We start from the raw sequence: 25,534 nt of genomic DNA, 5'->3' as shown, positions 1-25,534 counted from the left end.
CTCAGCCACGGACCAGGGACTGCCGCACCACCCCGCCGACGATCGCGCACCAGGTGTCGGTGTCGACGGTGCCGGTGCGGGGCAGGCGGTGCAGCGCCTGGAGGTCGCGGACCGCCCGTCGGGTCGGCTCGTCGAGCACACCCGTCGGCGCCACGTCCGCGTATCCCTTGACGGCGAGCAGCTCCTGCGCGGCGGTGACCGGCCGCCCGACGCCACCTCGGCCCAGGTCCGGGGCGAGGGTCTCCCAGGTGGCGGCGGTCAGCGTGGCGTCCACGTCGACGGGGAGCGCCTGGCGGGCCTGCCAGTCCTGCACCGCCGCCACGGTGGCCGGGTCGAAGGTGCCGGTCGGCTCTACGGGGTAGCCGTGGTGGGCGAGCAGGTGCTGCGCCACGCGGACGGTGGGGGCGTTGACGAAGCGCCACACGTCCGGCCAACGGCGGACCGGCACGTCGCGCCGTGGCGTGCCCAGGGCTTGGAAGACCCGGCGGCGCAGCGTCGGGAACTGCCGGTAGAAGGCCGCGCCGGGACACTGGGTGGTGCGGAAGTCCCAGTGTCCGAAGATGTCGTGCGCGTGCAGACCGTACCGGCGGCACACGGCCACGCAGAGCCGCACCAGCGAGTCCAGCAGCGCGGCCGGCGGGGTCTGGTCGACGTACGTGCCCTCGTTCTCGATGCCGATGGCCCGCCCGTTCTCCCCGGGGCAGTGGGCGGCGATCATCTGCCGGTCACCGGCCCGTAGCCGGTCCAGACTGCCGTGTCGGCCCTCCAGGACGTACCCGCCCCGGCTGACCGTGAAGTGCTGGCCGGTGTCCGACCAGCCGTTGCCGTCGACGTGCAGGTCCTGGCACTCCCGGGCGAGCGCGACCGCCCTTTCCCGCGAGTGGTCGGTGACGTTGGGGAAGGCCATGTGGTGCACGATGATCTTGTTGGTGGGTGTCGCGCTGACCGCCAGTGGGCCGGTCGGCGGTCGGGCGCCCCACTCGTCGCAGCCGATGATCCAGTCGAGGTCGTCGCCGGCCCGGGCCGGTGTGGGGCGGGCGAGGCCGGTCCCGACGACGGCGACCGTGGCGGCGCCCAGGCCCGCGCGCAGCATCGTCCGGCGGTTCCACTCGGTGTGCTCGGCAGGCATGGCGTCTCCTCCGGGATGGGCGCGCGCGTGAAAATCAGCGCCACGAGAAACTCCTGAGGTGGAGGATATTGCCGGAGCCGTGCTCGGCGCCAGAGGTCGACGGAGGTCGACATCCGGACCCGCCGTGGCGATCGCGCCGTAGGTGTTGACCCGAGGTGCTACCTCTGACGGCGTGTCCGAGACCGACCATCGCGCGGTGGCCGCCGGATCGTCCGGCGGCCACCTCGTCGATCGGACGAGCCGTCGGGCGGCCACCCGGCCGACGACGGCACCTGTCGGGCGGATGGTCCCGCCCCCACGGGCGGCCACAATGAGCAGCGTGCCCACCCTCACGCTGGGCGGAGCGCGGGGAGCGGCGACATGACCGGATGGCAGGTTCCCGGATACACCCTGGTCCGGCGGCTCGGTGCCGGCGCGTCCGGCACCGTCGACCTCGCCGTGCACGACGTCACCGGCACCCCGGTCGCGATCAAGTACCTGACCGGGCAGCTCCACGACGACCTGTTCCGGTACGCCTTCCGGGACGAGGCCCGACTGCTGGCCGAGATCGACGACCCGTACGTCTGCCGCCTCTACGAGTACGTCGAGGCACCCGACGGCGCGGCCATCGTGATGGAGTTGGTGAACGGCGTCTCGCTGCGCCAAATGCTGCGCGCGCAGGGGCCCACCACACCCGAGTCGGCGCTCTGTGTCCTCAAGGGATCACTGGCCGGGCTGGCCGCCGCGCACGCGCACGGGGTGGTGCACCGCGACTACAAGCCGGAGAACGTGCTGGTCACCGCCGAGGGCACCAGCAAGTTGGCGGACTTCGGCATCGCCATGCCGGTCGGCGCCGACGCCGGTGGCAGCGTCACCGGCACCCCCCGCTACATGGCCCCGGAGCAGTGGACCGGCGCCCCGGCCGAACCCGCGTGCGACATCTACGCCGCCACCGCGACCTTCTTCGAGTGCCTGACCGGCCGCCCCCCGTACGACGGGGGCGATCTGGCCACCCTGCGCCGACAGCACGCGCGGGCGCCGATCCCCACCGACGGAGCCCCGCGACCGGTGCACGGGCTGCTGCGGCACGGCATGGCCAAACGTCCCGCCGACCGGCCACAGCCCGCCCGGGTCTTCCTCGCCGAGCTGGAGGAGACGGCCGTCGGCGCGTACGGGGCGGACTGGGAGGAGCGCGGGCTGCGCGAGCTGGCCCAGCGGGCCGTGCTGCTGGCGGCCCTGTTCCCGTTCCGGGACGGCAGCGGTGGCACCGTCAGCGTGGCCGCCACCGCGCTCGGCGCGCGCACCGCCGACGACGGCTCCGGCCGCCGACCGGCGTCGCGGCGGACCGGTCGGGCCCGGGCCGCGCTGGTCGGTGGTGGCCTGGTGGCGGCCATGCTGGTCGGCGGCGCCGGGCTCGGCTACGCGATGGAGGAGCCGCCGGTGCCGACCGGTGCGGCGTCCGAGGCGACCACCGACCTGACCGGGGCACCCGCGCCGACCGAGGCCGCACCGACCCCCACGCCGACGCGCGGCCTCACCGCCACTCCCACCCCGACGTCCGTCACGCCCCCCACCCCGACCGGCGGCACCGCCACGGCCGACCCGACCGACTCGGCGACCCCCATCGGCGAACCCACACCGTCCACGGCCGATCCGTCGCCGTCGACGAGCACCAGCCCGCCGCCGCCACCGGACGTCACCGCACCCACCGTCGGTCGGGTCGCCGCGAGCCCGACCACACTCGATCCCGCCGGCTGCCCGTACGGGCCGACCGCGAGCACCGTCACCGCACTCGTCCAGGACGACCGCACGGACGCCGACGACCTGCGGGTCCGCGTCCGCTACACGATCGAGAAGCAGACGTACGAGCGGCGGATGGCTCCGGCCGGCGGCGGCCGCTTCCAGGGCGTCCTCGCGGACCTGCCCCGCCCCGGGAACACCGCCCGGATCCCGGTGACGGTGGTGGCGACCGACGCCGCCGGCAACACCACCACCGGTGATCCGACGTACGTCACCCTCTACTCCTACTGCACGCCGGGCTGACCGGGCGCGTGCACCACCACGACCCGGGAGACCCGCCGTGACCCAGCCCGACGACCCGACCCACGCACTGCCGCCCCAGCCGGTGTCACCGTCCGACGAACCGACGGTCCGCTGGGCCGACGCCGATCCGACCACCCGTCTCGGCGTCACGGCACCGTGGGCCACCTCGGACCTCGACGCCACCCAGGGGGCGACCTACCCGCCGCCCGGCACGACCACTGCGCGACCGGCTGCGTACCCGGCAGGGACCCCAACGGTGCGTACGAGCGCCGCGCGGGGTGGTGCGTTCGCGGCGCCGACCACCGGACCCGGCGGTGAACTGCGCTTCGGGCCCGGCGTGCCGGCCGCCCCGCCGTCGGCCCCCGCGTGGCCGACCCCCGCACCGGCACCGCGCCGCAGGTCCCGCTGGCGTCGCTCGTTGTCGGTGCTGTCCATGCTGCTCACCCTCGCACTGCTGGCGGCGGTCGGGCTCTGGATCTGGCAGCGGCTGAACCCGCTGGAGATCAGCGGCGTCAGCGTGGCGGTGCCGCAGCCGGCGGGACAGCGGTGCGACGTCACCGTCGACGTGGTCGCCACGGTACGCACCAACGGCCGCCCGGGCACCGTCGAGTACCAGTGGCTACGGTCCGGGAGCGCGCCGGGGGCCCTGCTGACCGAGCGGGTGGGCCCGGGGCAGCGGACCGTGGAGCTGACCCTGCGGTGGACGTTCAGCGGGGTGGGCAGCACCACCGAGACGGCCACCGTGAACGTCGTCTCGCCGTCGTCGGCGCAAGCGGTCACCGAGGTCGCGTACTCCTGTCCGGGCTGAGAGGCGGACACCCGCGACGTTTCTCGCGCGACGCCCGGGGGTAGGTCGGGCCGGACCGACCGACCGCCCGTGCAAAGGACCATTGGATGCGAGACAACTTCGGCGATGCGGTGGGGGACACCCTCCGCGCCATACTCCTCTTCCTTCCCAAAGCCGTCGCCTTCGTGGCGATCCTGGTCGCCGGCTGGCTGATCGCCAAGGCGGTGCTGAAACTCGTCGGCCGGCTGCTGGAACGCGTCGGCTTCGACCGGGCGGTCGAACGTGGCGGCATCCGTCGGGCGCTGGCCCGCTCCCGGTACGACGCCAGCGACATCGTGGCGCGGCTCGCGTACTACGGGATCCTGCTGCTCACCCTCTACCTGGCGTTCGGCATCTGGGGACCGAACCCGATCTCGGACCTGATCGCCGGCGTCATCGCCTGGCTGCCGAGGGCCTTCGTCGCCATCGTCATCGTGGTGGTCGCCGCCGCCATCGCCAGCGCCGTCAAGGACCTGATTTCCGGTGCGCTCGGCGGGCTGTCGTACGGCCGGCTGCTGGCCACCATCGCCTCGGCGTTCATCCTCGGTCTCGGCATCATCGCGGCGCTGAACCAGATCGGCGTGGCCACCGCCGTCACCACTCCGGTGCTGATCGCGGTGCTCGCCACCGTCGGCGGCATCCTCGTCGTCGGGGTCGGCGGCGGGCTGATCCGTCCGATGCAGAACCGCTGGGAGTCCTGGCTGTCCCGCGCCGAGGCGGAGTCGCGGACCATCGCCGAGCACGCCCGCGCCTACTCCGCCAGCCGCCGAGAGCGCGAGGCCCAGGCGGCCCGGGAGCGCGAGGCGCAGGCCGCCCGGGAGCGCGAGGCGCAGGCGGCCCGGGAGCGCGAGGCGCAGGCTGCCCGCGAGCGCGAGGAGCAGCGGATCGCCGCCGAGCGCCGGCTGGCCGAGTCGGCGGCGGCACCCGTACCGCCCGGCGGGGCGACCTTCGGCGCGCCGGCCGCCGACCCGCCGCCCGCCACGCCGGTGTTCGCGACCGGAACGTCGGCGGGTACGCCGGTGTCGGACGACCCGGAGGCGACCCAGGTCGTCACCCCGCCCCACGTCGGCTCCGACGCCACCACGGTGATGCCGCGTCAGTCCACCGCGACCCACGACGACCCGGACGCCACCACGGCGTTCCCGCGTCAGTCGGCGGCGGGCCTTGAGGACCCCGACGCCACCACCGCGTTCCCGCGCCAGTCCGCCGCGACGACCGGCGACGCGGACACCACCCAGGTCACGTCGACCGGCCCGAACGTGCCGGCGCCGCGAACCTCGGCCGACGAGAGCGAGTCGACGATCATCCTGCCGAAGTCCGACGACCCGCCCGGTCGCTGAGCCGACGGCGTCACCTCGCGGGACGGGACCGGTCGGTCCCGTCCCGCGACGCGTCCGGCAGTCTTCGTCTCCGGGCGACGCCCCGCCGGAGCCCGCAACGGGGTGGCACCGGGTGGTGAGGCCGCCTACGATCACCGCATGACCTGGCGACATTGATGCCTCGACCGAGGCCGGGGGCCGCCCTCGGACACCGTGCACACCGGTGTCCGTAATCGCCCCCACCCATCCGGACGGCCTCGATGACCCTCGCTTCCGCCGCCGGCCGTCGCCTGGCGGCCACTCTCTACGCGTACACGTTCCTCACCGACCTGATCCTGCTCTACCCGGTGTACGTGCTGCTCTTCTCCGACACCGGGCTGTCGGTCGGGCAGATCTCCTCGCTGTTCGTGATCTGGTCGCTGGCCGGTCTGGTGCTGGAGGTCCCCGCCGGTGCCTGGGCCGACGCGACCTCCCGACGCCTGGTGCTCGCCCTGGCACCGCTGTGCAGCGCCGTCGGCTTCGGCCTCTGGACGGTCCTGCCGTCCTATCCGGCGTTCGCCGTCGGGTTCGTGCTCTGGGGAGCCGGTGGTGCGCTCGCCTCCGGCGCGCTGGAGGCGCTGGTCTTCGACGAGCTCGACCACGTCGGCGCCGCCGACCGGTACGCCCGGACCATCGGTCGTGCCCGGACCGCCGGCACCGCCGGGGTGCTCGGGTCGATCCTGCTCGCCGGGCCGGTGCTCGGGCTCGGCGGCTACCCGGCGGTCGGGGCGGCCAGCGTCGCGGCCTGCCTGCTGGCCGCCGCCGTCGCGACCCGCTTCCCCGAACACCGGCGTCCCGCCGCCGAGCCGTCCGAACCGGACGAGCCCGGCTGGTGGCAGGGGCTACGACTGGGCGTCGCCGAGGCGCGCGGCAACCGGCCCGTACGCGCGGCGGTGCTGCTGGTGGCGGTGGTCAGCGCGATCTGGGGCGCGCTGGAGGAGTACCTCCCGCTGCTGGCCCGGGACACCGGCGTCGCCCTGACCACCGTGCCGCTGTTGCTGCTGGTGGTCACCCTCGGGCAGATGGCCGGCGGGCTGCTCGCCCCGGCCGGGCAGCGGCTGCGCACCGGCGGGTACGCCCTGCTGCTGGCCGCCTCGGCGGTGGTCCTGGCGGCGGGGGCACTGCTCCGCCGACCGGTGGGGTTCCTGCTGGTCGCGGCCGCGTTCGCCGGTTTCCAACTCGCCTCGGTGCTGGCCGACGCCCGCCTCCAGGCCCGGATCAGCGGCCCGGCCCGGGCCACCGTCACCTCGCTGGCGGGCACGCTCACCGACCTGACCACGATCGCGGTGTACGTCGGCTTCGGCCTGCTCGCCACGGCCACGGACAACGCGTGGGCGTTCGCCCTGGCCGTCGTTCCGTACCTGCTGGTCGCGGCGGCACAGATGCTCCGCGTGGGTCGGACCCGACGCGCACCGGTCGACGTGCCGTCCGCCCGGATCGACGCGTGAGCGTGCCCGGCTCAGGGCCGCTCGGCGTCCAGATAGACCCAGCGGCCGTCCTCCCGGACGAAGCGGCTGCGTTCGGTCACCGTGCCGGGATCGCGGCCCTCGCGGTAGTGGGCGCGGAACTCCACGGTCCCGGTGCTGTCGAACAGCCCGCCACCGCCGATGCCGACGACCTCCAGCCCGGTCCACCGCTGCGCCGGGTCCAGGTGCAGCCGGGGCGGGCGGGTGCGGGAGTGCCAACTGCGCAGCAGGTAGTCCCGGTCACCGACGGCGAACGCCGCGTACCGGGAGCGCATCAGCGCCTCGGCCGTCGGCGCGTCCGCCTCGCCACGGTGCAGTCGTCCGCAGCAGTCCGCGTACGGCATGCCCTGCCCGCACGGGCACACCCCGGTCACCTCGGTCCGCCTGTTCCGCTTCGCCACCTCGTCATCCTCTCGGCACCGGACCCGACGGGTGACGCCGGGGGCATGGCGCGCCCCGGACATCGGGGAAGGTGGATGGTATGGTGCGCCGATGGCGCGGTCAGCCGCAGCGGCCATCGCCCCGGGTGTCTGGCGTATCCCCACCGTGGGCAGGTCCTTCATCAACTCGTACGCCCTGGTCGACGACGACGGCAGCGTCACCCTGGTCGACTGCGGGATACGTCGCGCACCGGCCCGGATCGTGCGCGGGCTGGCCGCCATCGGCAAGCACCCGGCAGACGTGACCCGGATCGTGCTCACCCACGCCCATCCCGATCACGTCGGTGGGGCGGCCGAGGTGGCTCGCCGTACCGGTGCGCCGATCGCGTTGCACGCCGCCGACATGCCGTACGCCGAGTCCGGCACCCCGCCGCCGAGGGATCCGACCGTCGGTGGTGCCCGGCTGTTCGGCCGCCTCGCCGGGGGCCGCTTCCCGGCCTTCGAGGTGGCGCAGCCGTTGACCGACGGGGACCTGCTCGATGTCGGCGGTGGACTGCGCGTCGTGCACACCCCCGGCCACTCGCCGGGACACGTGTCGCTGCTGCACGAGCCGACCCGGGTGTTGATCACCGGCGACGCGCTGTTCAACGTGGCGGGCATCCGGTGGCCGGTCAAGGCGTTCTGCACCGACTTCGAGATGACCCAGCAGACCGCCCACGTACTCGGCGAGCTGGAGTACGACGCGGTCGCCTTCACCCACGGTCCGGAGATCACCGAACGGGCCCGCGAGCAGGTCCGGGGCTTCCTCAGCCGGCTGTCCGACGGGTAGCGCGCCGGTCAGCGGGTCCGTGCGCCGCGCCGGCTGCCGAACGACTCCATCGTGGTCGCCTTCCGCGTCGGCCTGGGCGCGCTCGCTGCCCGGGACCGCGCGGCGGTGGCCTGGCTGGCCGATGTTTTCCGGGTCGCCGCCTTCTTCGTGGCGGTCTTCGTGGCCGGCGCCCGACCACCGGTGGCCTTGCCCGCCGGTGCCTTCCTGGTCGCTGTCTTCCTCGCCGCTGTCTTCCTGGTCGCTGTCTTCCTCGCCGCTGTCTTCCTCGCCGCTGTCTTCTTCGCCGCAGGCGCCTTCTTCGCGACGGCGGCCTTCTTCGCGGCGGTCGCCTTCGCGGTGGGCCGCCGGGTCGGGCTCGCGGTGGCGGAGACGGCCTTCTTCCGCGCCGTACGGGCGGAGGTCGCCGCTGTCGTACCGGTCGTGGCCTTCCTGCCGGTGGCCTTACCGGCCGCCGCCTTGCTGGTCGTCGTCTTGCGGGTGGCTGTCGTGCTGGTGGCTGCCTTGCCGGTGGTGGCTCTGCCGCCGGTCGCCTTGGCGGTCGTCTTCCTGGCGGCTGCCGTCCCGGTGGACCGCTTCGCCGCCGTGCCTGCTCCGGTGCTCTTCCTGATCGCTGCCTGGGCCATCGTTACTCCTCGGGTCTGTCGTGGACGCTCGGGTCTTCCCGGCGTCCGGATGGTCGAACGCGTGCCACCAGTCGCGCGGGCTCACGCGGTGCGGGCTCACCGTGTCGGGCTCACGCGGTGCGGGTGGCGAAGACGATCACGTTGTCGGCGTACTCGCCGCGTGTCGGGTCGAACCGGCCGCCGCAGGTAATCAACCGCAGCCCGGCCAGGCCGCCGGGGCCGTAGACCAGGTCGGTGGGGAACCGCTCCTTCGGGTACGCCTCGACGGCGTCCACGGTGAAACGGGCCACCGTGGCGTCGACCCGGGCGATGTGGACGGTGTCGCCGGGCCGCAACCGCCCCAACTCGAAGAAGACGGCCGGGCCGTCCCGGGAGTCGACGTGGCCCACCAGGACCGCGTTTCCGATCTCACCCGGGCTGGCACCGGGCCGGTACCACCCGGCGACCTGCGGGCGGTCCAGCGGCGGCACCTCCAACGCGCCCGAGGCGTCGGCGGCGACCGGCACCAGCGGTGCGCGTACGCCGATGGCCTCGATCCGCACCTCGACGGGGTCGGCGCGCGGCAGCGGCGGCAGGCTCGGCGCGGTGCCCGCCCGCTGCGCAGCGCCGTCGGGCTGCGGCGGTCCGGCCGGCATCCGTCCGAGCCCCGCGCCGACCAGCGCCACCCCGACGGCCGCGACCAGCGCGAGCAGCATGCGTCCCCCGTGGTACGCCCGCACGGTCACCTCCGCTCCCGGATGTCGGACGGTCGGCGGGACACCGGGTGTGCGGTGTCCCTCGGGTGCCCGCACCGTGGCGTACGGCGCGGGCACCCGTCGCAGGATGGATGGAGTGCTGGCGCGTCAGAGACGCGCGGCGGCCTCGGCGTGCCGGCGGCGACGGGCCAGGATGACGCCGCCACCGAGCGCGGTGGCGATCAGGGTCGCCCCGGTGGCCAGGGTGCCCAGTCCGTCGTCGCTCGTGCGGCCCCCGGCCTGGGCGCCACCGATCGGGGTGACCGTGAACGTGGTGCTGCCGTCCGAGGTGCCGTCCCCGCAGGTGGCGGCCACCGTGTACGTGCCGAGGGTGAAACCGGCGGTGAACAGTTCGGCGCTCAGGCCGCCGCCGGCTGCGGCGGTGGTGGAGCGGACGTTCTGGTCCCGGTCGGGGCCGGTGACGCGGAACAGCGCGTCGCCGGTGCTCGGGTTGCAGGTGGTCGCGGTGAGCACGACGGTCCCCCCGACCGGGGTCGTCGCCGGTGACACCGTGGTGTCCGCCCATGCGACTCCGGGCATGAGCAGCGCGCCCAAGGCGATGCTGCCCGCAGCCGGTACGAGAACTCTGGTTGCCTTCATACGCGTCTTCCCTCACTTTTCGTCCGCTGACTGCGTGGGACGTCGTTCGGGTGGCCAACTCCGCGACTAGCACCGGTGTGCCCAACACTAGGTGGGCTTGGGACCCGATCCGGTGAAAATGAGAAATCTTCGTTGCCGTCACGTGTCCGCCCGACCGACTCGGGCGTCGCGGAAGGTCCCGCCACGAGTCGGGCGGGCACCGGCATCCGGTCGATGTCCGCCTGCCGCACGTCGTGACCGGTGGGCGGAAGGCGAGGTCGGCGCGGTGTCGCGCCGATCGTGGCACCCGTCCGGTTCGCGGCGACCGGGTCTCCGACGTTCCCACCACCCCCCGGACCCAGCCCCGGCCGCTCGGACTCGGACTCGGACTCGGACTCGGACTCGGACTCGGACTCGGACGAGTTGATCAAGAGGTTTGAGCCGTGGATCCCCCGGCATTCACGCCAAAACTTCTTGATCAACGGGGAATGGGCGGGGCCCGGGTGGGCGGCCAGGCGACCCTGTGGGAAGCGAGGATGGGGTATGCGTCGTTCGTGATTTAATGTCCGCTTTCGTGTGCGCCGGTGGGTGGCTTCGGGGCGGAATCGGGGTGGGGTCGCTGGCGTTGTAATCCGGTGGCTGGCCGAGCAGGACCCCACCCCGCGGCGGGTGGCGGGCGGATGTCGGAATGACCTGGCTCGGTCAGTCGTTATACCTGGTCCCGGCGCCGCGAAGGCTCGCGGTTGGCCCCGGGAATGATGCGGTTCGGTCGGTGGTTGTGATCCCGACGCCGCAAGAGCCGGTTCGTTGATGCCCCTTCTTCACGAGCCGCGCGGTTCCCTCTTTGTCTTCTGGCGCCTGACGGCGTTCGCGTCACCCCTTCCCCCGGTGGGTGGCGTCTACCCCCGAATGGAGCTTGTGATGAACTCAAAGCTGCTGCGTAAGAGCGTTCTCGGTGTTGCTGGTCTCGCGTTCGCTGGTGGTGTGTTCGCTGGCCCGACGATGCAGGCTGACGCCGTCCCCGTCGCGACCTCGGCGGTGGCGGTGCAGGCGGACAAGCCGGATGCCGGCAAGTTGATTCCGCATGGTGTGCAGGGCGCCCAGTCCCGCATCGACCTGAACGACGAGCAGGTCGCCAACGCGAAGGCCATCATCGCGGCGACGAAGAAGGCCGGTATGGACGAGCGTGCCGCGGTGATCGCGATCGGTACGGCGTTCCAGGAGTCGAAGCTGGAGAACCTGGGTCACCTGGGTGACCGTAACGACCACGACTCGCAGGGTCTGTTCCAGCAGCGCCCGTCCTCGGGTTGGGGCACGGTCGAGCAGATCACCGACCCCGAGTACTCCACCCTCGCCTTCTTGAAGGGTTTGAAGCAGGTCGACGGGTGGCAGGACATGCCGCTGACCGTGGCCGCCCAGACGGTGCAGGTGTCGGCGTTCCCCGACCACTACGCCCAGTGGGAGCAGCAGGCCGCTGACCTGGTCGCCGCACACTGGAACAGCTGACCCCCACACTTTCCTCGAATCAGGGGAAGCAAGAACGCCGCTGGCCGGTACCCGCAACCCGGGGTGCCGGCCGGCGGCGTCTGCGTCTGCGGTGGCGGAGATGTTAGGAGGGGTCCCTTCCTATACACCAGGCGTTAGCAGGGGACCCCTCCTTACACCGAACCCCTATGCCGCGGTGGGGTGGGTTACCCAGCCGGCGACGAGGACGAGGTTCGTCGGTCGGTGTACGGCGACGAAGCCGAACGGCCGGTCGACGGTCAGACTGACCAGCCGTTTGCGTACGGTGACGGGCGGCCGCATCGCACCGGCCCGCATCGCGAACGCCGTCACCACGGCGGCGGAGAAGCCGGTGGCGTTGAACGTGGCGGTGGCGTTCTGGACGGCCTGCGCCACGTACAACCGCTCGGTGATGCCGGGGAAGTGGTCCCCGGTGGCGTCGGTCGCGGTCGTCAACCCGAACAGGCCGGGCTGTCGCAGCAGGTCGTGGGCGGCGTCGACGGTGAACGCGACGGTGGAGACCGTCAACTCCGGGGTGGCGTCCGAGGCGTCGACGATCTGCTCGGTCACGCCCGGCCCGGCGGTGAGCGGCAGGGCGGGGACCTCGCCGTCGAGTGCGCCGATCGCGGCGGGCAGCACCTCGGCGGGACCGTGTCCGGCGGGACCGAGGCCGAGGACGACGTCGACGTCCTCGGCGCCCTCGACCGTCAGCAGGCTCACCGGCCCGGCGACGGTGTCGACCACCCGCAGGGCGTGCAGGTCACGGCCGCGTCGGCGCAGGCCGGCGAGGTCCCGCCCCGCCCAGGGCCCGTCGGTGGGTCGGCACGGCGTGCTGTGGAAGGGCTGCTTCCAGGTGGTGAGCACCGACAGCGCGCTGGCGAGGACCATCGCCGTCCCGCTGCTGGCGCGTACCGGCATGGCGGTGATCCGACCGTCGGTCTGCGCGGCCGCCCACGCGTCCAGCGCCGCCTGGTCGACGGTCTCGTCCCCGGTCAGCTCGCCGCGCAGGGCGGCCGGCACCTCGGTGCGCCACCGCTCGGACAGCGGCAGGCCGCGCCGCGACCAGAAACCGAGCGCCATCCGGGTGCTCGGGGAGTCGGTGAGGTCCACGTCCGTCGGGTCGCCGACCACGGCCGACAGTTTGGCCCGGGCCGGCCCGTCCGCGTACCGGGCGAGCAGCGCCAGCAGCGGATGCACGCCCGCGCCGGAGAGCACGGTGGCCTCGTCGTCCAGGGTGGCGGTCCAGCGGGCGGTGAGCGTGTTCGCGGCGCGGGTACTCATGACGTCCTCCGGTGACGGCACGTGGCACGGTGACGCGCCGGTCCGGTGACCCTATCGACCGTCGCGCCGCCCCGGTTCGGGGCCTGACACCACCACGGCACGGCCGGTGTGACAGCGTGACCGGATGAGTTCCGCGCCGGTCGACGTCGACCTCGCCCTCGTCGGCGGGGGCGGCGCCGCCTCGCTGGTGCTGGCCGCGTTGGCCCGGCACGGCGTCCGCGACCTGCGGATCGCCGTCGTCGACCCGGTGCACCGGCGCGGCCAGGACCGCACCTGGGCGTTCTGGGACGAGCCCGGCAACGACCTGGACGAGCTGCTGACGGCGAGCTGGACGCAGGTCGAGGTGGTCACGCCCGGCACGCACCGCACCCTGGACCTGGCCCCCCTGCGGTACGCGATGCTGCGCTCCGGCCCGATCTACGACCGGGCCGCCGAGGCGGAACGGCGTCTCGGGGTACGCCGGATCGTCGCCGGTGCCGAGGAGGTGCACGACGACGGTGACCGGGTGGTGGTGCGTACCGGCGACGGTCCGCTGTGCGCCGCCTGGGTGCTGGACTCCCGGCCCCGGCCACCGCGACGACCCGGTCGGACGAACTGGTTGCAGCACTTCCGTGGCTGGTGGCTGGCGGCGGATCGGCCGGTGTTCGACCCGGAACGGGCCGTGCTGATGGACTTCCGCACCCCGCAGCCGGCGCGGGGCGTCTCGTTCGGCTACGTGTTGCCGGTCGACAGCCGGTACGCGCTCGTCGAGTACACCGAGTTCGGACCGGACCTGCTCACCTCGGCGGCGTACGACACGGCGCTGCACGGCTATCGGGACCTGCTCGGGCTCGACCCGGCCCGGCTCACGGTGACCGAGGTGGAGAACGGCGTCATCCCGATGACCGACGGGCCGTTCGTGGCCCGCCCCTCGCCCCGGGTGGTCCGGCTCGGCACCGCCGGCGGCGCCACCCGACCGTCGACCGGTTTCACCTTCTCCGCCATGCACCGGCAGGCCGAGCAGGTGGCCCGGGCGGTGGCCGCCGGGCGGGACCCGGTGCCGGCGTCCGCGTACCCGCCTCGGCACCGCTGGATGGACGCGGTGGCGTTGCGGGCCCTGGACCGGGACCTGGTCGGTGGTCCGGAGTTCTTCGGTCGGCTGTTCGACCGTAACCCGGCGTCACGGGTGCTGCGGTTCCTCGACGGCTGCACCACCCGCGCCGAGGATCTGGCGGTGATGCGCTCCACCCGGACGCTGCCGATGGTGACCGCCGGCGTGGCCGACGCGGCCGGTCGGCTCCGCGACCGGATCGCGCCGGGGCGCCGTCCGGCCTGGACGGTCCCGCCCGCCGTGGTCGGACCGTCGGACGCGGAGGCCCCGCCGCACTGACCCGCCCGGTCGCGCCGACGTCCCGCCGCGCTCGCCCGCCCGGTGGCGCCCACGTCTCGCCGCGCTCAGCCGCCGCGCGGGTGCCTGTCGACCGGGGTGCCGGGCCCGGCCGCCGGGCAAGCCTTCGGTAGGTTTGCCCCATGGTGGACGAGGCGGCCGGTCGGGTGGTGCGGATCTGGACCGACGGCGCGTGCAGCGGCAATCCCGGCCCGGGCGGCTGGGGTGTCCTGCTGCGCTACGGTTCCCACGAGCGGGAGCTCTGCGGTGGTGAGGCGACGCCGACCACCAACAACCGGATGGAGCTGATGGCCGCCATCGAGGCCCTGGAGAGCCTGACCCGGCCGGTCACCGTCGAGCTGCACACCGACAGCACGTACGTCCGCAACGGCATCACCAGTTGGCTGGCCTCGTGGAAGCGCAACGGCTGGCGGACCGCGGCGAAGCAACCGGTGAAGAACGCCGACCTGTGGCAGCGGCTGGAGGCGGCCTGCGCCCGGCACCAGGTCACCTGGCTGTGGGTCAAGGGCCACAACGGGCACCCGGAGAACGAGCGGGCCGACGCGCTGGCCAACCAGGGGATGACCGAGGCGCGGGCGGCCGTCGCCGCGGCCCGCCGCTAGCGTCGCCTCGGCCGGCGGCCCGCCGGACGAGGGGTCAGCGACAGCGCCGACCAGTGCGCCGGTCGGGTCACCCGATCCGGCAGCCGGGTCAGTTTGTCGCCGCGCGCGGCGTCGACCTGTGACTGGTGCAGGAACAGCGCACCGGTCAGGTCGGCTCCGTCCAGCGCCGCCCCGCGCAGGTCCGCGCCGGTCAGGTCGGCCCGGGTCAGGTCCACCCCGCGCAGGTCGGCGCCGATCAGCACCGCGCCGCGCAGGTTCGCCCCCCGCAGGTCGGTCCGGCGCAGGTCGCGGCCGACCAGCACGGCGCCACGCCGGTCCGCGCCCGGTGCGCCGCCACGGGCCCGAGCCAGGTCGCCGGTACGCGACAGCAGCCGGTTGACCTCCCCCCGGTGCGTCTCGACGTCGACGGCCAGCAGCTCCTGCGGGCTGCCCCCGGCGAGCCGATCGGTCTCGGCGAGCGCGGCGGCCAGCTCCTCGCGCAGCGCGGCGGGTGGCCGCAGGGCCAACGCCTCGGTGAGGTACCAGAGCAGCTCGTGCAGCGGACGCATCACCGCGAAGACGTCGAACATCAGCGGTGCGGTCTCCGGGGCGGCCCGCCAGTCCCGGCCGCCGAAGGTCTCCTGCGCGACACGCTGGCCGGCCCCGTGGCAGTCGAAGACCGTGCAGCCCGGGAAGCCACGAGCACGCAGGTCGACGTGGATGTCGCAGGCGAAGTCGGTCCGCAGGTGGCGGCAGGGCTGCCCGGCGGGCTTGTCGACCGCGAAGTCGGCCGACGCGGCGAACGCCGGGGCCACGCAGCAGAGCCCGAAGCATCGCGCACAGTCGGCCCGCAGCCGGTCGTCCGCGCCGCTGCGGTGCGTCTCCCCGTCCGCTCCGGCCGACCCCGTGGACTGTGACACCCGACCTCCCCGCCTCGTCCGACAGCACGATTGTCCCCGCCCCTGTCGGTCGCTCCGTCACCGCATGGCGTCCGCCGGAGCGGGGACGACGTGCGAGGATGCCTGCCGGTGCCGACGGGGGAGGGACGACGGATGGAGATCGGGGTACGGCGGCTGGCGGCCGGCGAGGTGGCCGAGGCGGCGCAGACGCTGGCCGACGCGTTCGACGGGTACCCGTGGACCGCCTGGACGGTGGCGGCGGACCGGCACCGGGAGCGGCTGACCGAGCTGTTCGCCCTCACCGTCGAAGCGGTGGGCCTGCCGTACGGCGACGTGTGGGCGGCGGCCGAACCGGCCGGTCGGATCGTCGCGGTCGCGGTGTGGCTGGGACCGGACCGGCCGGTACCGGACCAGATCTGGGCCGACCTCGCCGCCCGGAACGCGGAGCTGGCCGGCGACCGGCACGAGGCCGCCGTGACCGCCGAGGCCGCGTGTGCCCCACTTCGCACCGCGGACCCGGCGTACCTGCTGGCCACCGTCGGCGTGCGCCGCGACCGGTGGGGCAGCGGTCTCGGCTCCCGGGTGCTCGGGCCGGGGCTGGCCGACGCGGCGCGCGCGCACCTCCCGGTGGTGCTGGAGACCTCGTCGGAGAGCAACGTCGGCTTCTACCGGCGGCTCGGTTTCCTGGTCACCGGTGAGGTGCGGGTGCCCGACGGCGGCCCCCGGGTGTGGGGGATGCGCCGGGCACCCGCAGCCTGACGGGGACGGCCCCGCCGCCGGTCAGTGCGCGCCCAGGCGGGCGATCGGCTCGACCAGCTCCCGCTCCTCGTACGCCAGGTGCGACAGCAACGTGTCGCTGAGCAGGTCGACGGCGGCGCGCAGCTCGGCCATCCCGTCCGGGGTGGCGACGAACGCGACAAGTGCCCGGTCGACACCTTCCAGCACGTCGTGGATGGCGTGGTGCTCCGCCTCCAACCGGTCGATCACCGGCGTGAGTCGCGGGTCGGTGCGGCGCAGGTGCGGGAAGAGCGCACGGTCCTCGAGGGTGTGGTGCGTGGTCACCACCCGGCAGTAGGACTCGCAGTAGGTGCCCAGCGTCCACTTGTTCTGCCGCATGGTCATGGTGTTGATGTGGGACCGGGCGGTGCCCACGTCGACCAGCCCGGCCGCGACCTGCTCGATCAGGTCCTGGATCTGGGCCAGCTCGCTGCGCAGGCCGTCGTGCACGTCGATCAGGTGCTGGGCGCCGGCCTGCTCGTGTGCCGTGTAGGTGCGCGTCGGGTCCGGTGCCGGGCCGGTGGGGCGGGCCGACTCGTCCCAGACCCGGACGTCGCTGCGGCGTACGCCGTCGTCGGGTGTGGGCACCACGGCGAAGGCGCTCGACCCGAGCACGGCCCGGGGGCGCGCCGGCCGGGCGGTCCGTGTGGCGGTGGTCGGGGTCGTCTCACCCGGCGGCGAGTCGGCCGGCGCGGGCGTGCCGCCACCGCGACCGGAGGCGCGCTCGGCGGCGACCAGCTCCCGGGTGGCCGGCGCCACCTCGGCCGCGAACCGCCGCAGATCGTCCGGGTCGTCGGTGCCGAGGATGAAGGTGCTGACGCCGTCGGTCAGGGCGAGGTCGGCGAGCTCCTCGGCCCACTGCTCGGCCGGGCCGTCCAGCGGCCCGCGACCGGTCGCCGCGAACCGCCCGTTGACGTTGAGCAGCCGTCGTACGTCGCCCGGCGACCGGCCGGCCTCGGTGGCCGCGTCGTCGATGATCGTGTTCCCCTTGGCCAGGTCCCCGGGTTGCAGGTAGGCCAGCGAGGGCAACCAGCCGTCGGCCCGCCGCCCGGTCAGCGCGAGCATCCGGGGCTTGTACGCGCCGAGCCAGATGCCGACGTCGTGGGCGGGCGCCGGACCGCGTTTGGCGCCGACCGCCCGGTGGAACTCGCCGTCGACCCGGACACCGCCACGGGCGTCGGCGTCCCATATCTGGCGGATGATCTCGATCGCCTCCTCCAGGGCCCGGACGCCCTGGCCCGGGGTCAGACGTCGACCACCCATCGCCTCGATGGCGTCCCAGAACGCCCCGGCACCCAGCCCGAGTTCGATCCGACCGGCGCTGAGCAGGTCGAGGGAGGCGACGCTGCGGGCGAGCACGGCGGGCGGTCGCAGCGGCAGGTTCGTCACGTTGGCGGCCAGCCGCACCCGTTCGGTACGCGCGGCGACGAAGCTGAGCAGCGTCCAGGTGTCCAGGAAGGCCGGCTGGTAGGGGTGGTCCTGGAAGGTCACCAGGTCCAGCCCGACCTGCTCGGAGAGCATGGCCAGGCCGACCGGCCCGGCCGGGTCGGCGTTGCCGGGCGTCAGGAACGACCCGAAGGTCAGGGGGTGCCCGTAGTCGCTCATGTCTGCCTTCCTTCCCGTTCACGAGGCGATCACCCCGTGCCACAGATGTTATTGCGAACAGAACATCTTTGCTAAATAAAATCTGTGATCTGGGTTAATCTGTGGGCATGACCGGTCCGCAGGCCAGTGATCCCCGCACCGACCCGATCACCGACGACCTCGGGTGGATGCTCGGCGTCGTCTTCCGGGCCTACATCCGCGCGGCCGACCACGTCGCCGGTGACCTGCCCGGCGGCCCGCGCGGCTATCAGGTGCTCGTCGCCGCCGACCGGGAGCCCGCCCGCAACCAGGGAGCCGTCGCCGAGGAGTTGGGCATCGACCGCACCGTCCTGACGTACCTGATCGACGACCTGGAGCGCGACGGGCTGGTGGTGCGTCGTCCCGACCCCGCCGACCGTCGCAGCCGCCTGGTCACCCTCACCGACGCCGGACGCGACGCGGCCCGACGTCGGCGCGAGGCACTGGCGGGTGTCGAGACGCGACTGCTCCAGGCGCTCACCCCCGCGCAGCGCGGCGAACTGCGGGACCTGCTCAGGCAGGTGGCCTGCGCGGCGCAGGCCGACGACCCGCTGGTGGACCTGTGCCAGGCGGTCGAGGCGGCAGCCGACGACCCGTCCGCCCGCCGACGCCGTCGCGGGACCACGCCCGGCGGCCGATCCGCATAGCGTCACGTCGTGCGGATCACCAAGTACACCCACTCCTGCAGCGCTGCCCGCAAGCCCGCCGGATCAACCCGACGTCGACCCGGGGGTGCCGGCCAGGCGATCGTCGGCCGCCCGCTGACCATCCTCGTCGCCGACCGACTCGCAGACCGCCGACGCGTCGATCCAGTGTCGGCGGGCGATGTCGTGGCGTTCCCGTGCGGCCTCCGCGTCGCCCAGGTGCAACAGCGTCCGCCCCAACCCGGCGTCGACCCGGCCCCCCTCGCGCAACCGCAGGCTCTCGGTCAGCCACGCCGACGCCTGGTCGGCCTGGCCCGGTGTGGTGCCGAGCAGCGCCGCCCCCGCGTTGAGCAGCGCCGCCGCCCGGTTGGTCGGATCGCCGACCGTCTCGTACTCGCGCAGCGCGGCCCGCCACGCCTGGGCCGCGTCCAGGTACTCGCCCATCGCGGCGTGCACCAGGACGAGGTTGGTCAGCGCCGCCGCGTAGCCGCGCGAGTCGCCCAGCGAGCGGAACGTGTTCGCCGCCCGCACCAGCAGGTCGTGGGCGGTCTCCCGGTCGCCGCGCGCCAGCCGTGCCGCACCCAACCCCAGGTCGCTGAGGGCCTGCCCGGCGCGGTCACCGCCGGCCCGGTGCCGACGGGACAACTCCAGATGGGCGACGGCCTCGTCCAGCCGCCCCAGGTCCAGCAGGGCAAGACCGAGGTTCATCCGGGCCTGGGCGGTGTCCCGGCGTCCCTGCGCGGTCACCGCCAGGCTCAGCTCGGCCATCGCGCCGTGCGGGTCGTGCCGGTGCCGCAGCACCACGCCCAGTTGGTTGTGGGCCCAACCGGCGATCTCCGGTCGCTGCCGGGCGGTCGGGTTGGCCAGCACCGTCCGGCACAGGTCCTCCCACTCGTCGCGCCGCTCGGCATGGGCGAGCCAACCGCACGACGCCACCGCCAACCGGAACCACCAGCCCCGGACCCGCCGGGGCAGCGCCTCCACCGCGCCGGCCGGCACCTTGACCACGGCCAGCAGCAGGTCCTGATGCAGGGTGAACCAGTCGTACGGGTCGACGGTGGGCAACCGCCGGTCCGCCTCCGCCGGGCCGGTCGCCGCCAGCCCGGTCACCTGCCGTTCGGCCCGGCGGGCCAGGTGCCGGGTCAGCCGCGCCTGGGCGTTCACCCGGCGGCGCACCGGCACCGTCGCCCGCAGGTGCATCCGGGCGTACGGGGCGAGCAGGTCCCGTACCTCGTACCGGTCGCCGGGCGCGGCGGCCACGAAGGCGCCGTCGGCCAGCTCGTCGATCAGCGCGGCGACCCGGTCCGGGCGGCGTCGGGCCAGCGCGGCGATGCTCGACCGGTCCAACGGCACCGGGCTGAGCGCCATCAGCCGCCACAGCCGCCGCGCCTCGTCGCCGAGCGCGTGGTACGCGGTGTCCTGCGCGACGACCAGCTCGGCCATCGGCGAGAAGTCGACCCGCTGGTGCGGCGGTGTGTCGGCGGCACGGCGCAGCGCGCGCAGCACGTCGGCGTGTCGCCAGCCGTGGTTGGTGGTCTGTCGACCCAGTGCGGTCACGGCACGGGGCTGGCGGCCGCACAGCGCCACGATCGCGTGGACGTCGGGGTCCAGGCGCGGGTCGTCGCGGGGCGGTCGGTGCGCCCCGGCGGCGGCGACGGCGAACATCTCCACCGCGTCCTGTGCGGTGGGCTCCTCCAGCCCGTAGGGGGCCACCCCGTTGAGCGCGGCGAGCCGTCCGGTGCCGGCCAGCAGGAGCTGGCAGACCCGGGTGGTCGGCGGCAGCAGCGCGCGGACCTGAGCCGGGCTGTCCACGTTGTCCAGCACCAGCAGGACCTTGCGGCCGTCGACCTGGCCGCGCAGCGCGTCCGCGGCGTCGGCGAGGTCGTCGGCGCGTCCCGAGTCCGGTGGAGCGGTGCCGAGGATGCGGGCCAACGCGGTGAGGACCTCCCGGGGCGACCGCGCCCGGCCACCTCGGCGCAGGTCGAGGTAGTACTGCCCGTCGGGGAACCGGTCCTTGCACAGGTCGGCGGCCCTGATCGCGCACCAGGAGGTGCCGATGCCCCGCCGACCCACCACCGCCACCGCGTGCTTGGGGTCGAGCAGCGCGACCACCGCCTCCGCCTGTCCGGGGCGTCCGGTGAACCCGCCCGACCGGGGCAGGGTGGGGGCGTTGACGGTCGACGGGGTGACGGCGTGGTCGTCGGCCGGCGTCGGCGTCCGTTGCCGACGTCGCCACTCCACCAGGAAGGAGGCGGCCACGCCGAGCGCCGCCAGACCCAGGCTGGCCGAGCCGAGGGCGGTGACGGACAACTCGGAGAGCAGGTTGCCGGTGATGTTGCCGAGCAGCGCGCTGACCCCGGCGCCGAGCACCCCGCCGAGGGCCAGCAGCACGCTGAGCAGGCGAGGTCGCCGGGTGGGCCGGCTCGGGCCGGTCACCGTACGCCTCCGGCGACCAGTCCGGCGACGATGTGTCGACGGCCCAGCACGAACACCAGCACCGGCAGGATCGAGGCGAGCACCGATCCGGCCGAGAGCGTGCCGCTGGCGGTCACGAAACCCCGGGTCTGCTCGGCCAGGAACCAGCCGAGCGGGGTGGCGTCCGGGCCGCTGAACAGCAGACCCACCACCAGGTCGTTCCACACCTGGACGAACTCCAGCACGGCCACCGCCACCACGGCGGTGCGGTGGTGGCGGGCCAGCCGTCGCAGCGTGTCCCACAGGTGACGCCCGCCGAGGTGGGCGGCCCGGACCTGGTCGGCGGGCAGATCGGCGAAGGCGTTGCGCAGCACCAGCACAGCGAACGGAACCCCCAGCGCGATGTGCACCAGCGCCAGTCCGCGTGCGGTGCCGGAGGATTGCGCCACCCCGAGCACCTCGTTGATCGGCCCCGCGACGACCTGCACCGGGACCACCGCGGCGGCCAGCAGCACCAGTCCGACGGCCTGGGCGGGCGGCCCGGCCAGCCAGGCCAGCGGGTACGCGGCCAGCAGTGCCACGCAGAGCACGACGGCGGTGACGACCAGGGCCAGCACCAGCGTGAAGCCCAGGCTGCGCCACAGGCCCGCCCCGCCGAGCACCGCCCGGTACGAGTCGAGACCCGGTGGCCCGGACCACCAGGCGTCGGTGGCCGCCCGCACCGGGCTCTGCAACGAGGTGGCCGCGAGTACCCCGAGCGGCAGCAGCCACGCCACGGCGGCCCCCGCGGCGAGCAGGCGGACCAGTCGTCGCTGCGGGGGCGCGGGGGCGGGTGCGGCCGGCTGCGGTGGCGGGGGCCACGCCTGCCGGATGAACATCGCCACCACGAGCATGCCGGCGGTCACCGCGACCAGCCAGATCACCCCCAGGGCGGCGCCCTGCCCGGTGGTCGTCGCCCCGGACGTCTGCCAGATCCGCAGCGCCAGCACCGACGCCTCGTCCCGGACCGAGCCTGGCGTCATCACCAGGATCAGGTCGAAGGTGCGGCTGGTGCCGACGGCGACCAGGGCGAAGACCACCGCCACCGTACGCAGCATCAACGGTCGCCACTGGGCGTCCCAGAACACGTCGCGCCGGGAGCCGCCGAAGGCGCGTACCGCGTCGACCAGGTCGGCGGGCACGGTGTCGAGTGCGGCCCGGAACACCAGCACGGCCAGCCCGACCCAGGCCCACACGAACGCCGACATCACCGCCACCGTCACCAGCCGTGGTCCGAGCAGGTGCGGCACCTGCTCGGGTGTGCCGGTCAGCCGGGCCAGCAGCAGGGTGACCGGACCCCGCTGTGGGTCCGGGTCGTAGAGCAGCCGGAACGTGACCCCGGTGACCACCAGCGGCAACGCGGTCGGCACCACCAGGATGAACCGGACCAGCCAGCCCTCCTGGGACCGGCGCGAGGCGGCGGCGAGCAGGTACCCCAGGACGGTGACCACGGTCGGCACCAGCAGCGCCCAGAGCACGGTCCGGCCTACCGCGGCACCGGCACCGGGCGCGGTGAGGGCGGCCCGGTAGTGCTCGGCGCCCACCCACCGCCCGTCGGTGGTGACGCTGGCCTGCACCGTCCGCAGCACCGGCCAGGCCAGCAGCCCACCGAGCAGGAGCCCGGCCGGGGCGAGCAGCGCCCAGGTGGCGCCGGTCGCCGGGTACGCGCGCCCGCGCCGGGGCGGTCCCACGTCGTCGAGCAGGGCGAGTTGACCGAGCAGGGGTTCCCGGCTCATCGTCCGCTCCTCGCCGCCCGGGCCGCCGCGGCGAGCTGACCGGTGGCCCGCCGGACCGCCTCCCGGGCGGCCACCCCGTCGGTCACGTCCATGAAGAAGTCCTGCATGATGCGCCAGATCCCGACGCCGTCGGTGCCGGTGAAGGTGCCCGGCAGCCGGTCCGAGAGGTCGTAGCGCAGCGCCTCGACGGCCTGGAACTCCGCCGCCAGCCGCCGACGCAGCGGGTCGCGGTAGCGGTTCACCGGCACCACCAGGTTGGGGGAGAGGTAGCCGCCGGCCTCCAGCCAGGGCCGGAACGCCGCCGCGTCGCTGAGCCAGCGCACCAGCTCCACCCCGGAGGTCGAGCCGGCGAAGGCGACCGCCGCGTCGCCGCCGACGACCAGCGGCTGGTCGGCCACCCGCGAACCGGGGAACCGGAAGGTGACCAGCGGCTCGGTGCCGCGCCGGAAGCGGGCGGCCACGCCGTCGACGAAGTCGGCCTCGAACACCATGACGGCGGCCCGGTGGTGCGCCACCTGGATCACCGACTCCTCGAACTGGGTGAGCAGGGCGCGTCGACCGCCGCCGGGGAACGCGCCGTCGACGCTCCACAGCTCGGCGAGCCGGTCGAGGGCGTCGCGTACCGGCCGGTCCTGCCAGTCGGCCTCGCCCCGGGCCAGCGCCTCGTAGCGGCCGGGAGTGGCGATGTCGGCGAGGGAGTTCTCGAACCAGTCGGTGAGCACCCACCCGTCGGCGGCACCGATCGCCAGCGGGGCCGGGCCTTCGGCGGCCCGGTGCCGTGCCCCGAGCCGACGGGTCGTTTCGACCAGCGCGTCCCAGGTGCGGGGCGGCTCTGCCAGCGTCGACGGGAAGTGCCAGAACAGCGACTTGTGCGCCGCCTTGATCCACAGGCCGTACCGGTGCCCGTCGACGGTGAGCAGGTCGGCCATCCCGGTCGGCGCCAGGTAGCTGCTGGCCGGGGCGACCCGGTCGAGCCACCCCCGGCGGGCGTACTCGACGATCAGCCCCGGCCGGGGCAGGATCGCCACGTCGGGGCTGGTGCCGGCGAGCATCCGGGCGGTCAGGAAGGCGTCGATGTCGTTGCCCACCCCGATCACCCGGACCGGGTCGGGGAAGCCGTCGACCACCTCGCGGAACCGGGCCAGCTCGCTGCCGCTCCACACCACCGCCACCTGCACCGGGCGGGGGCCTCGCGCGCAGCCGGCGGCCCCGGCCACGGTCGCCGTCACGGCGGCCCGCAGCAGGGTACGGCGGCGCAGCCGCCCGGCCGGGTTCACGCCGGTGCCTCGTCGGCGGCCCCCACCCGGACCCGTGCGGACACCTCGGTCAGCACCTCGGGGTGCCCCGTGCAGAGCAGCACGGTCACGCCGGGGGAGTCCGGTGGGGACAGCCGGTCGAGCAGCGGGGTGAGGCGCACCCCGTCGACCGGGGTGGGCAGGTCGACCACCAGCACCTCGGGCAGACACGCCATGGCCCGCGCGAGGGCGACCCGGAACCGCTGCGCCTCCGAGACCTGGTGCGGGCGCAGCCCCAGAGTCGGGGCGAGTTCGAGCCGCCTGACCAGGGTGGACGCCCAGTCGTCGGCGACGTCGTGCACCCGCTGGCGGCGGCGCTGACCGTAGGAGATGTTGCCGGCGACGGTCAGGTGCGGCAGCAGGGCGCCGCCGGCCGGCACGTACCCGATGCGCCGACGCGGCGGCGGCAGATCGGTGACGTCCCGCTCGCCGACCAGGATCCGGCCGCTGATCGGCGTGACCAGGCCGACCACCACCCGGGCCAGGGCGGTGCCCACGCCGGGCTCGGCGACCAGCGCCGTCGTCGTCCCGATCGGCACCTCGACGTCGAGCGGTGGGACGTCCGGCACGGCGACGAGGTCCTGCGTGCGTAACGTGACCATCACCTCCGGACTACCGTCGCCGTTCAGAGTGACACAGGTCGACCACGCACGGTGTCCCCGGCGGTCCACGGTGGAACCGCATCACCGACGGGCTACCGTCGCTGTCGTGACGGACCCGACCCCACTGGCCTCCGGCCGGGAAGCCGACGTGTTCGCGCTGGACTCCGCGCGCGTGCTGCGCCGCTACCGGGACGGCGGCGACGTGACCGTCGAGGCCCGGTTCATGGCCCACCTGTACGCGGCCGGCTTCCCGGTGCCCCGGGTGCACCACGCCGACGGCACCGACCTGGTGATGCGGCGGGTGTCCGGCCCGACCATGCTGCACGCCCTGCTCACCGGCGGGATCGACGTCGAGGCGGCCGCCGCGGTCCTGGCCGACCTGCACCGCCGCCTGCACGCCGTCGCGCCGCTACCCGAGGCGGACGAGGGGGAGCGGATCCTGCACCTGGACCTGCATCCGGACAACGTCGTCCTCGACCCGTCCGGACCGGTGCTGATCGACTGGCGCAACGTGCGGCACGGCGCGCCGGGGCTGGACGTGGCGATGACCGCCCTGATCCTCGCCCAGGTCGCCGTGGACCGGGACCAGCCGGTGGCCACCGAGGCGGGGGACCTGCTGCACGCCTACCTGCGCGCGATCCACGGTCACGCCGTACCGCTGGTCGACGCGGCCGTGGCGCGACGCCGCGCCGACCCCACCCAGAGCGCCGACGAACGGGCCCTGCTCGTCCCGGCAGCGACCCTGCTCGCCGCTGCCGGACGGTAGCCGACCAGCGGCACCCGGGGCCGGGCACGCCGCCCGGTAG

General features: G+C 74.4%; 22 protein-coding genes and 1 pseudogene. 12 read left to right on the top strand and 11 right to left on the bottom strand.

Annotation, left to right across the window (positions count from 1 at the left end; translation table 11 throughout):
• Position 1: 1 nt before the first annotated feature.
• Positions 2–1,129, bottom strand: a complete 1,128-nt coding sequence (locus tag ABT008_RS07395; RefSeq protein ID WP_350694460.1) for a peptidoglycan recognition protein family protein — start codon at positions 1,127–1,129, stop codon at positions 2–4.
• 360 nt (positions 1,130–1,489) lie between these two features.
• On the opposite strand from ABT008_RS07395, the gene ABT008_RS07390 reads away from it, so the two are divergent.
• The 4 genes and pseudogenes from ABT008_RS07390 to ABT008_RS07375 all read left to right on the top strand — a co-directional run bounded on the left by ABT008_RS07390 (position 1,490) and on the right by ABT008_RS07375 (position 6,783).
• On the top strand, positions 1,490–3,151 hold the full coding sequence (locus ABT008_RS07390; RefSeq protein WP_350694458.1) for a serine/threonine-protein kinase: 1,662 nt from the start codon (positions 1,490–1,492) through the stop codon (positions 3,149–3,151).
• Positions 3,152–3,188: 37 nt separating this feature from the next.
• Positions 3,189–3,959, top strand: a complete 771-nt coding sequence (locus ABT008_RS07385) for a hypothetical protein (protein WP_350694456.1) — start codon at positions 3,189–3,191, stop codon at positions 3,957–3,959.
• 86 nt (positions 3,960–4,045) lie between these two features.
• Positions 4,046–4,816 (top strand): annotated as a pseudogene (locus tag ABT008_RS07380) (mechanosensitive ion channel family protein); the annotation flags it as partial.
• 740 nt (positions 4,817–5,556) lie between these two features.
• On the top strand, positions 5,557–6,783 hold the full coding sequence (locus ABT008_RS07375) for an MFS transporter (protein ID WP_350694454.1): 1,227 nt from the start codon (positions 5,557–5,559) through the stop codon (positions 6,781–6,783).
• An 11-nt stretch (positions 6,784–6,794) separates the two neighbouring features.
• On the opposite strand, the gene ABT008_RS07370 is transcribed toward ABT008_RS07375, so the two are convergent.
• Complete coding sequence (locus ABT008_RS07370) at positions 6,795–7,202, bottom strand: YchJ family protein (protein ID WP_502890364.1); 408 nt, start codon at positions 7,200–7,202, stop codon at positions 6,795–6,797.
• Positions 7,203–7,293: 91 nt separating this feature from the next.
• Between ABT008_RS07370 and ABT008_RS07365 the strand changes: the two genes are divergently transcribed.
• Both ABT008_RS07365 and ABT008_RS07360 read left to right on the top strand, forming a co-directional pair.
• Positions 7,294–8,010 (top strand): MBL fold metallo-hydrolase, encoded by a 717-nt coding sequence (locus ABT008_RS07365; protein WP_350694453.1) that lies wholly within the window; start codon positions 7,294–7,296, stop codon positions 8,008–8,010.
• A gap of 105 nt (positions 8,011–8,115) precedes the next feature.
• Entirely contained in the window at positions 8,116–8,823 is a 708-nt protein-coding gene (locus ABT008_RS07360) for a hypothetical protein (protein WP_350694452.1), read from the top strand.
• Here ABT008_RS07360 and ABT008_RS07355 read toward each other — a convergent pair.
• Both ABT008_RS07355 and ABT008_RS07350 read right to left on the bottom strand, forming a co-directional pair.
• Positions 8,744–9,328 carry a class F sortase gene (locus ABT008_RS07355; protein WP_350694941.1) on the bottom strand — a complete coding sequence of 195 codons (585 nt, stop codon included), beginning with the start codon at positions 9,326–9,328 and terminating at the stop codon, positions 8,744–8,746. The genes ABT008_RS07360 and ABT008_RS07355 overlap by 80 nt on opposite strands.
• Positions 9,329–9,475: 147 nt before the next feature.
• Entirely contained in the window at positions 9,476–9,967 is a 492-nt protein-coding gene (locus ABT008_RS07350; protein ID WP_350694451.1) for a hypothetical protein, read from the bottom strand.
• 900 nt (positions 9,968–10,867) lie between these two features.
• Here ABT008_RS07350 and ABT008_RS07345 point away from each other — a divergent pair.
• On the top strand, positions 10,868–11,452 hold the full coding sequence (locus tag ABT008_RS07345; RefSeq protein WP_350694450.1) for a hypothetical protein: 585 nt from the start codon (positions 10,868–10,870) through the stop codon (positions 11,450–11,452).
• A gap of 165 nt (positions 11,453–11,617) precedes the next feature.
• Here the strand turns inward: ABT008_RS07345 and ABT008_RS07340 are convergent, their stop codons facing one another.
• Entirely contained in the window at positions 11,618–12,730 is a 1,113-nt protein-coding gene (locus tag ABT008_RS07340; protein ID WP_350694449.1) for a serpin family protein, read from the bottom strand.
• Between the two features lie 124 nt (positions 12,731–12,854).
• On the opposite strand from ABT008_RS07340, the gene ABT008_RS07335 reads away from it, so the two are divergent.
• Positions 12,855–14,099: a lycopene cyclase family protein gene (locus ABT008_RS07335; protein ID WP_350694447.1), complete on the top strand. Its 1,245-nt coding sequence runs from the start codon at positions 12,855–12,857 to the stop codon at positions 14,097–14,099.
• A 140-nt stretch (positions 14,100–14,239) separates the two neighbouring features.
• The gene (gene rnhA / locus ABT008_RS07330) at positions 14,240–14,719 is read left to right on the top strand and encodes a ribonuclease HI (RefSeq protein WP_350694446.1); all 480 of its coding nucleotides are present in this window, start codon (positions 14,240–14,242) and stop codon (positions 14,717–14,719) included.
• Here rnhA and ABT008_RS07325 read toward each other — a convergent pair.
• On the bottom strand, positions 14,716–15,618 hold the full coding sequence (locus tag ABT008_RS07325) for a pentapeptide repeat-containing protein (protein WP_350694444.1): 903 nt from the start codon (positions 15,616–15,618) through the stop codon (positions 14,716–14,718). The genes rnhA and ABT008_RS07325 overlap by 4 nt on opposite strands.
• 132 nt (positions 15,619–15,750) lie before the next feature.
• Here ABT008_RS07325 and ABT008_RS07320 point away from each other — a divergent pair, with 132 nt between their 5' ends.
• The gene (locus ABT008_RS07320) at positions 15,751–16,356 is read left to right on the top strand and encodes a GNAT family N-acetyltransferase (RefSeq protein WP_502890374.1); all 606 of its coding nucleotides are present in this window, start codon (positions 15,751–15,753) and stop codon (positions 16,354–16,356) included.
• 21 nt (positions 16,357–16,377) lie between these two features.
• Here ABT008_RS07320 and ABT008_RS07315 read toward each other — a convergent pair whose 3' ends face one another.
• Positions 16,378–17,979 carry an LLM class flavin-dependent oxidoreductase gene (locus tag ABT008_RS07315; protein ID WP_350694443.1) on the bottom strand — a complete coding sequence of 534 codons (1,602 nt, stop codon included), beginning with the start codon at positions 17,977–17,979 and terminating at the stop codon, positions 16,378–16,380.
• Positions 17,980–18,086: 107 nt separating this feature from the next.
• Between ABT008_RS07315 and ABT008_RS07310 the strand changes: the two genes are divergently transcribed.
• Positions 18,087–18,644: a MarR family winged helix-turn-helix transcriptional regulator gene (locus tag ABT008_RS07310; protein ID WP_350694441.1), complete on the top strand. Its 558-nt coding sequence runs from the start codon at positions 18,087–18,089 to the stop codon at positions 18,642–18,644.
• A 63-nt stretch (positions 18,645–18,707) separates the two neighbouring features.
• Here ABT008_RS07310 and ABT008_RS07305 read toward each other — a convergent pair whose 3' ends face one another.
• From ABT008_RS07305 to ABT008_RS07290, 4 genes are read right to left on the bottom strand one after another with little or no spacing between them, the layout of a single operon-like run.
• A complete protein-coding gene (locus ABT008_RS07305; RefSeq protein WP_350694439.1) occupies positions 18,708–21,077 on the bottom strand; it encodes a tetratricopeptide repeat protein in 2,370 nt (789 codons plus the stop codon).
• Positions 21,074–22,831, bottom strand: a complete 1,758-nt coding sequence (locus ABT008_RS07300; protein WP_350694437.1) for an ABC transporter permease — start codon at positions 22,829–22,831, stop codon at positions 21,074–21,076. The genes ABT008_RS07305 and ABT008_RS07300 overlap by 4 nt, the downstream gene beginning before the upstream one ends.
• Positions 22,828–24,108: an extracellular solute-binding protein gene (locus ABT008_RS07295; RefSeq protein WP_350694435.1), complete on the bottom strand. Its 1,281-nt coding sequence runs from the start codon at positions 24,106–24,108 to the stop codon at positions 22,828–22,830. Before ABT008_RS07295 ends, ABT008_RS07300 begins: the two co-directional genes overlap by 4 nt.
• Positions 24,105–24,728, bottom strand: a complete 624-nt coding sequence (locus ABT008_RS07290; protein WP_350694433.1) for an ATP-binding cassette domain-containing protein — start codon at positions 24,726–24,728, stop codon at positions 24,105–24,107. Before ABT008_RS07290 ends, ABT008_RS07295 begins: the two co-directional genes overlap by 4 nt.
• 106 nt (positions 24,729–24,834) lie before the next feature.
• Between ABT008_RS07290 and ABT008_RS07285 the strand changes: the two genes are divergently transcribed.
• The gene (locus tag ABT008_RS07285) at positions 24,835–25,494 is read left to right on the top strand and encodes a phosphotransferase (protein WP_350694431.1); all 660 of its coding nucleotides are present in this window, start codon (positions 24,835–24,837) and stop codon (positions 25,492–25,494) included.
• Positions 25,495–25,534: the final 40 nt, after the last annotated feature.

The sequence above is a fragment of the Micromonospora sp. NPDC002389 genome, assembly GCF_040296095.1.
Classification (GTDB): Bacteria; Actinomycetota; Actinomycetes; order Mycobacteriales; family Micromonosporaceae; genus Micromonospora.
Note: the sequence above shows the minus strand (reverse complement) of the source record. Positions and strands in the feature narration are given on the sequence as shown.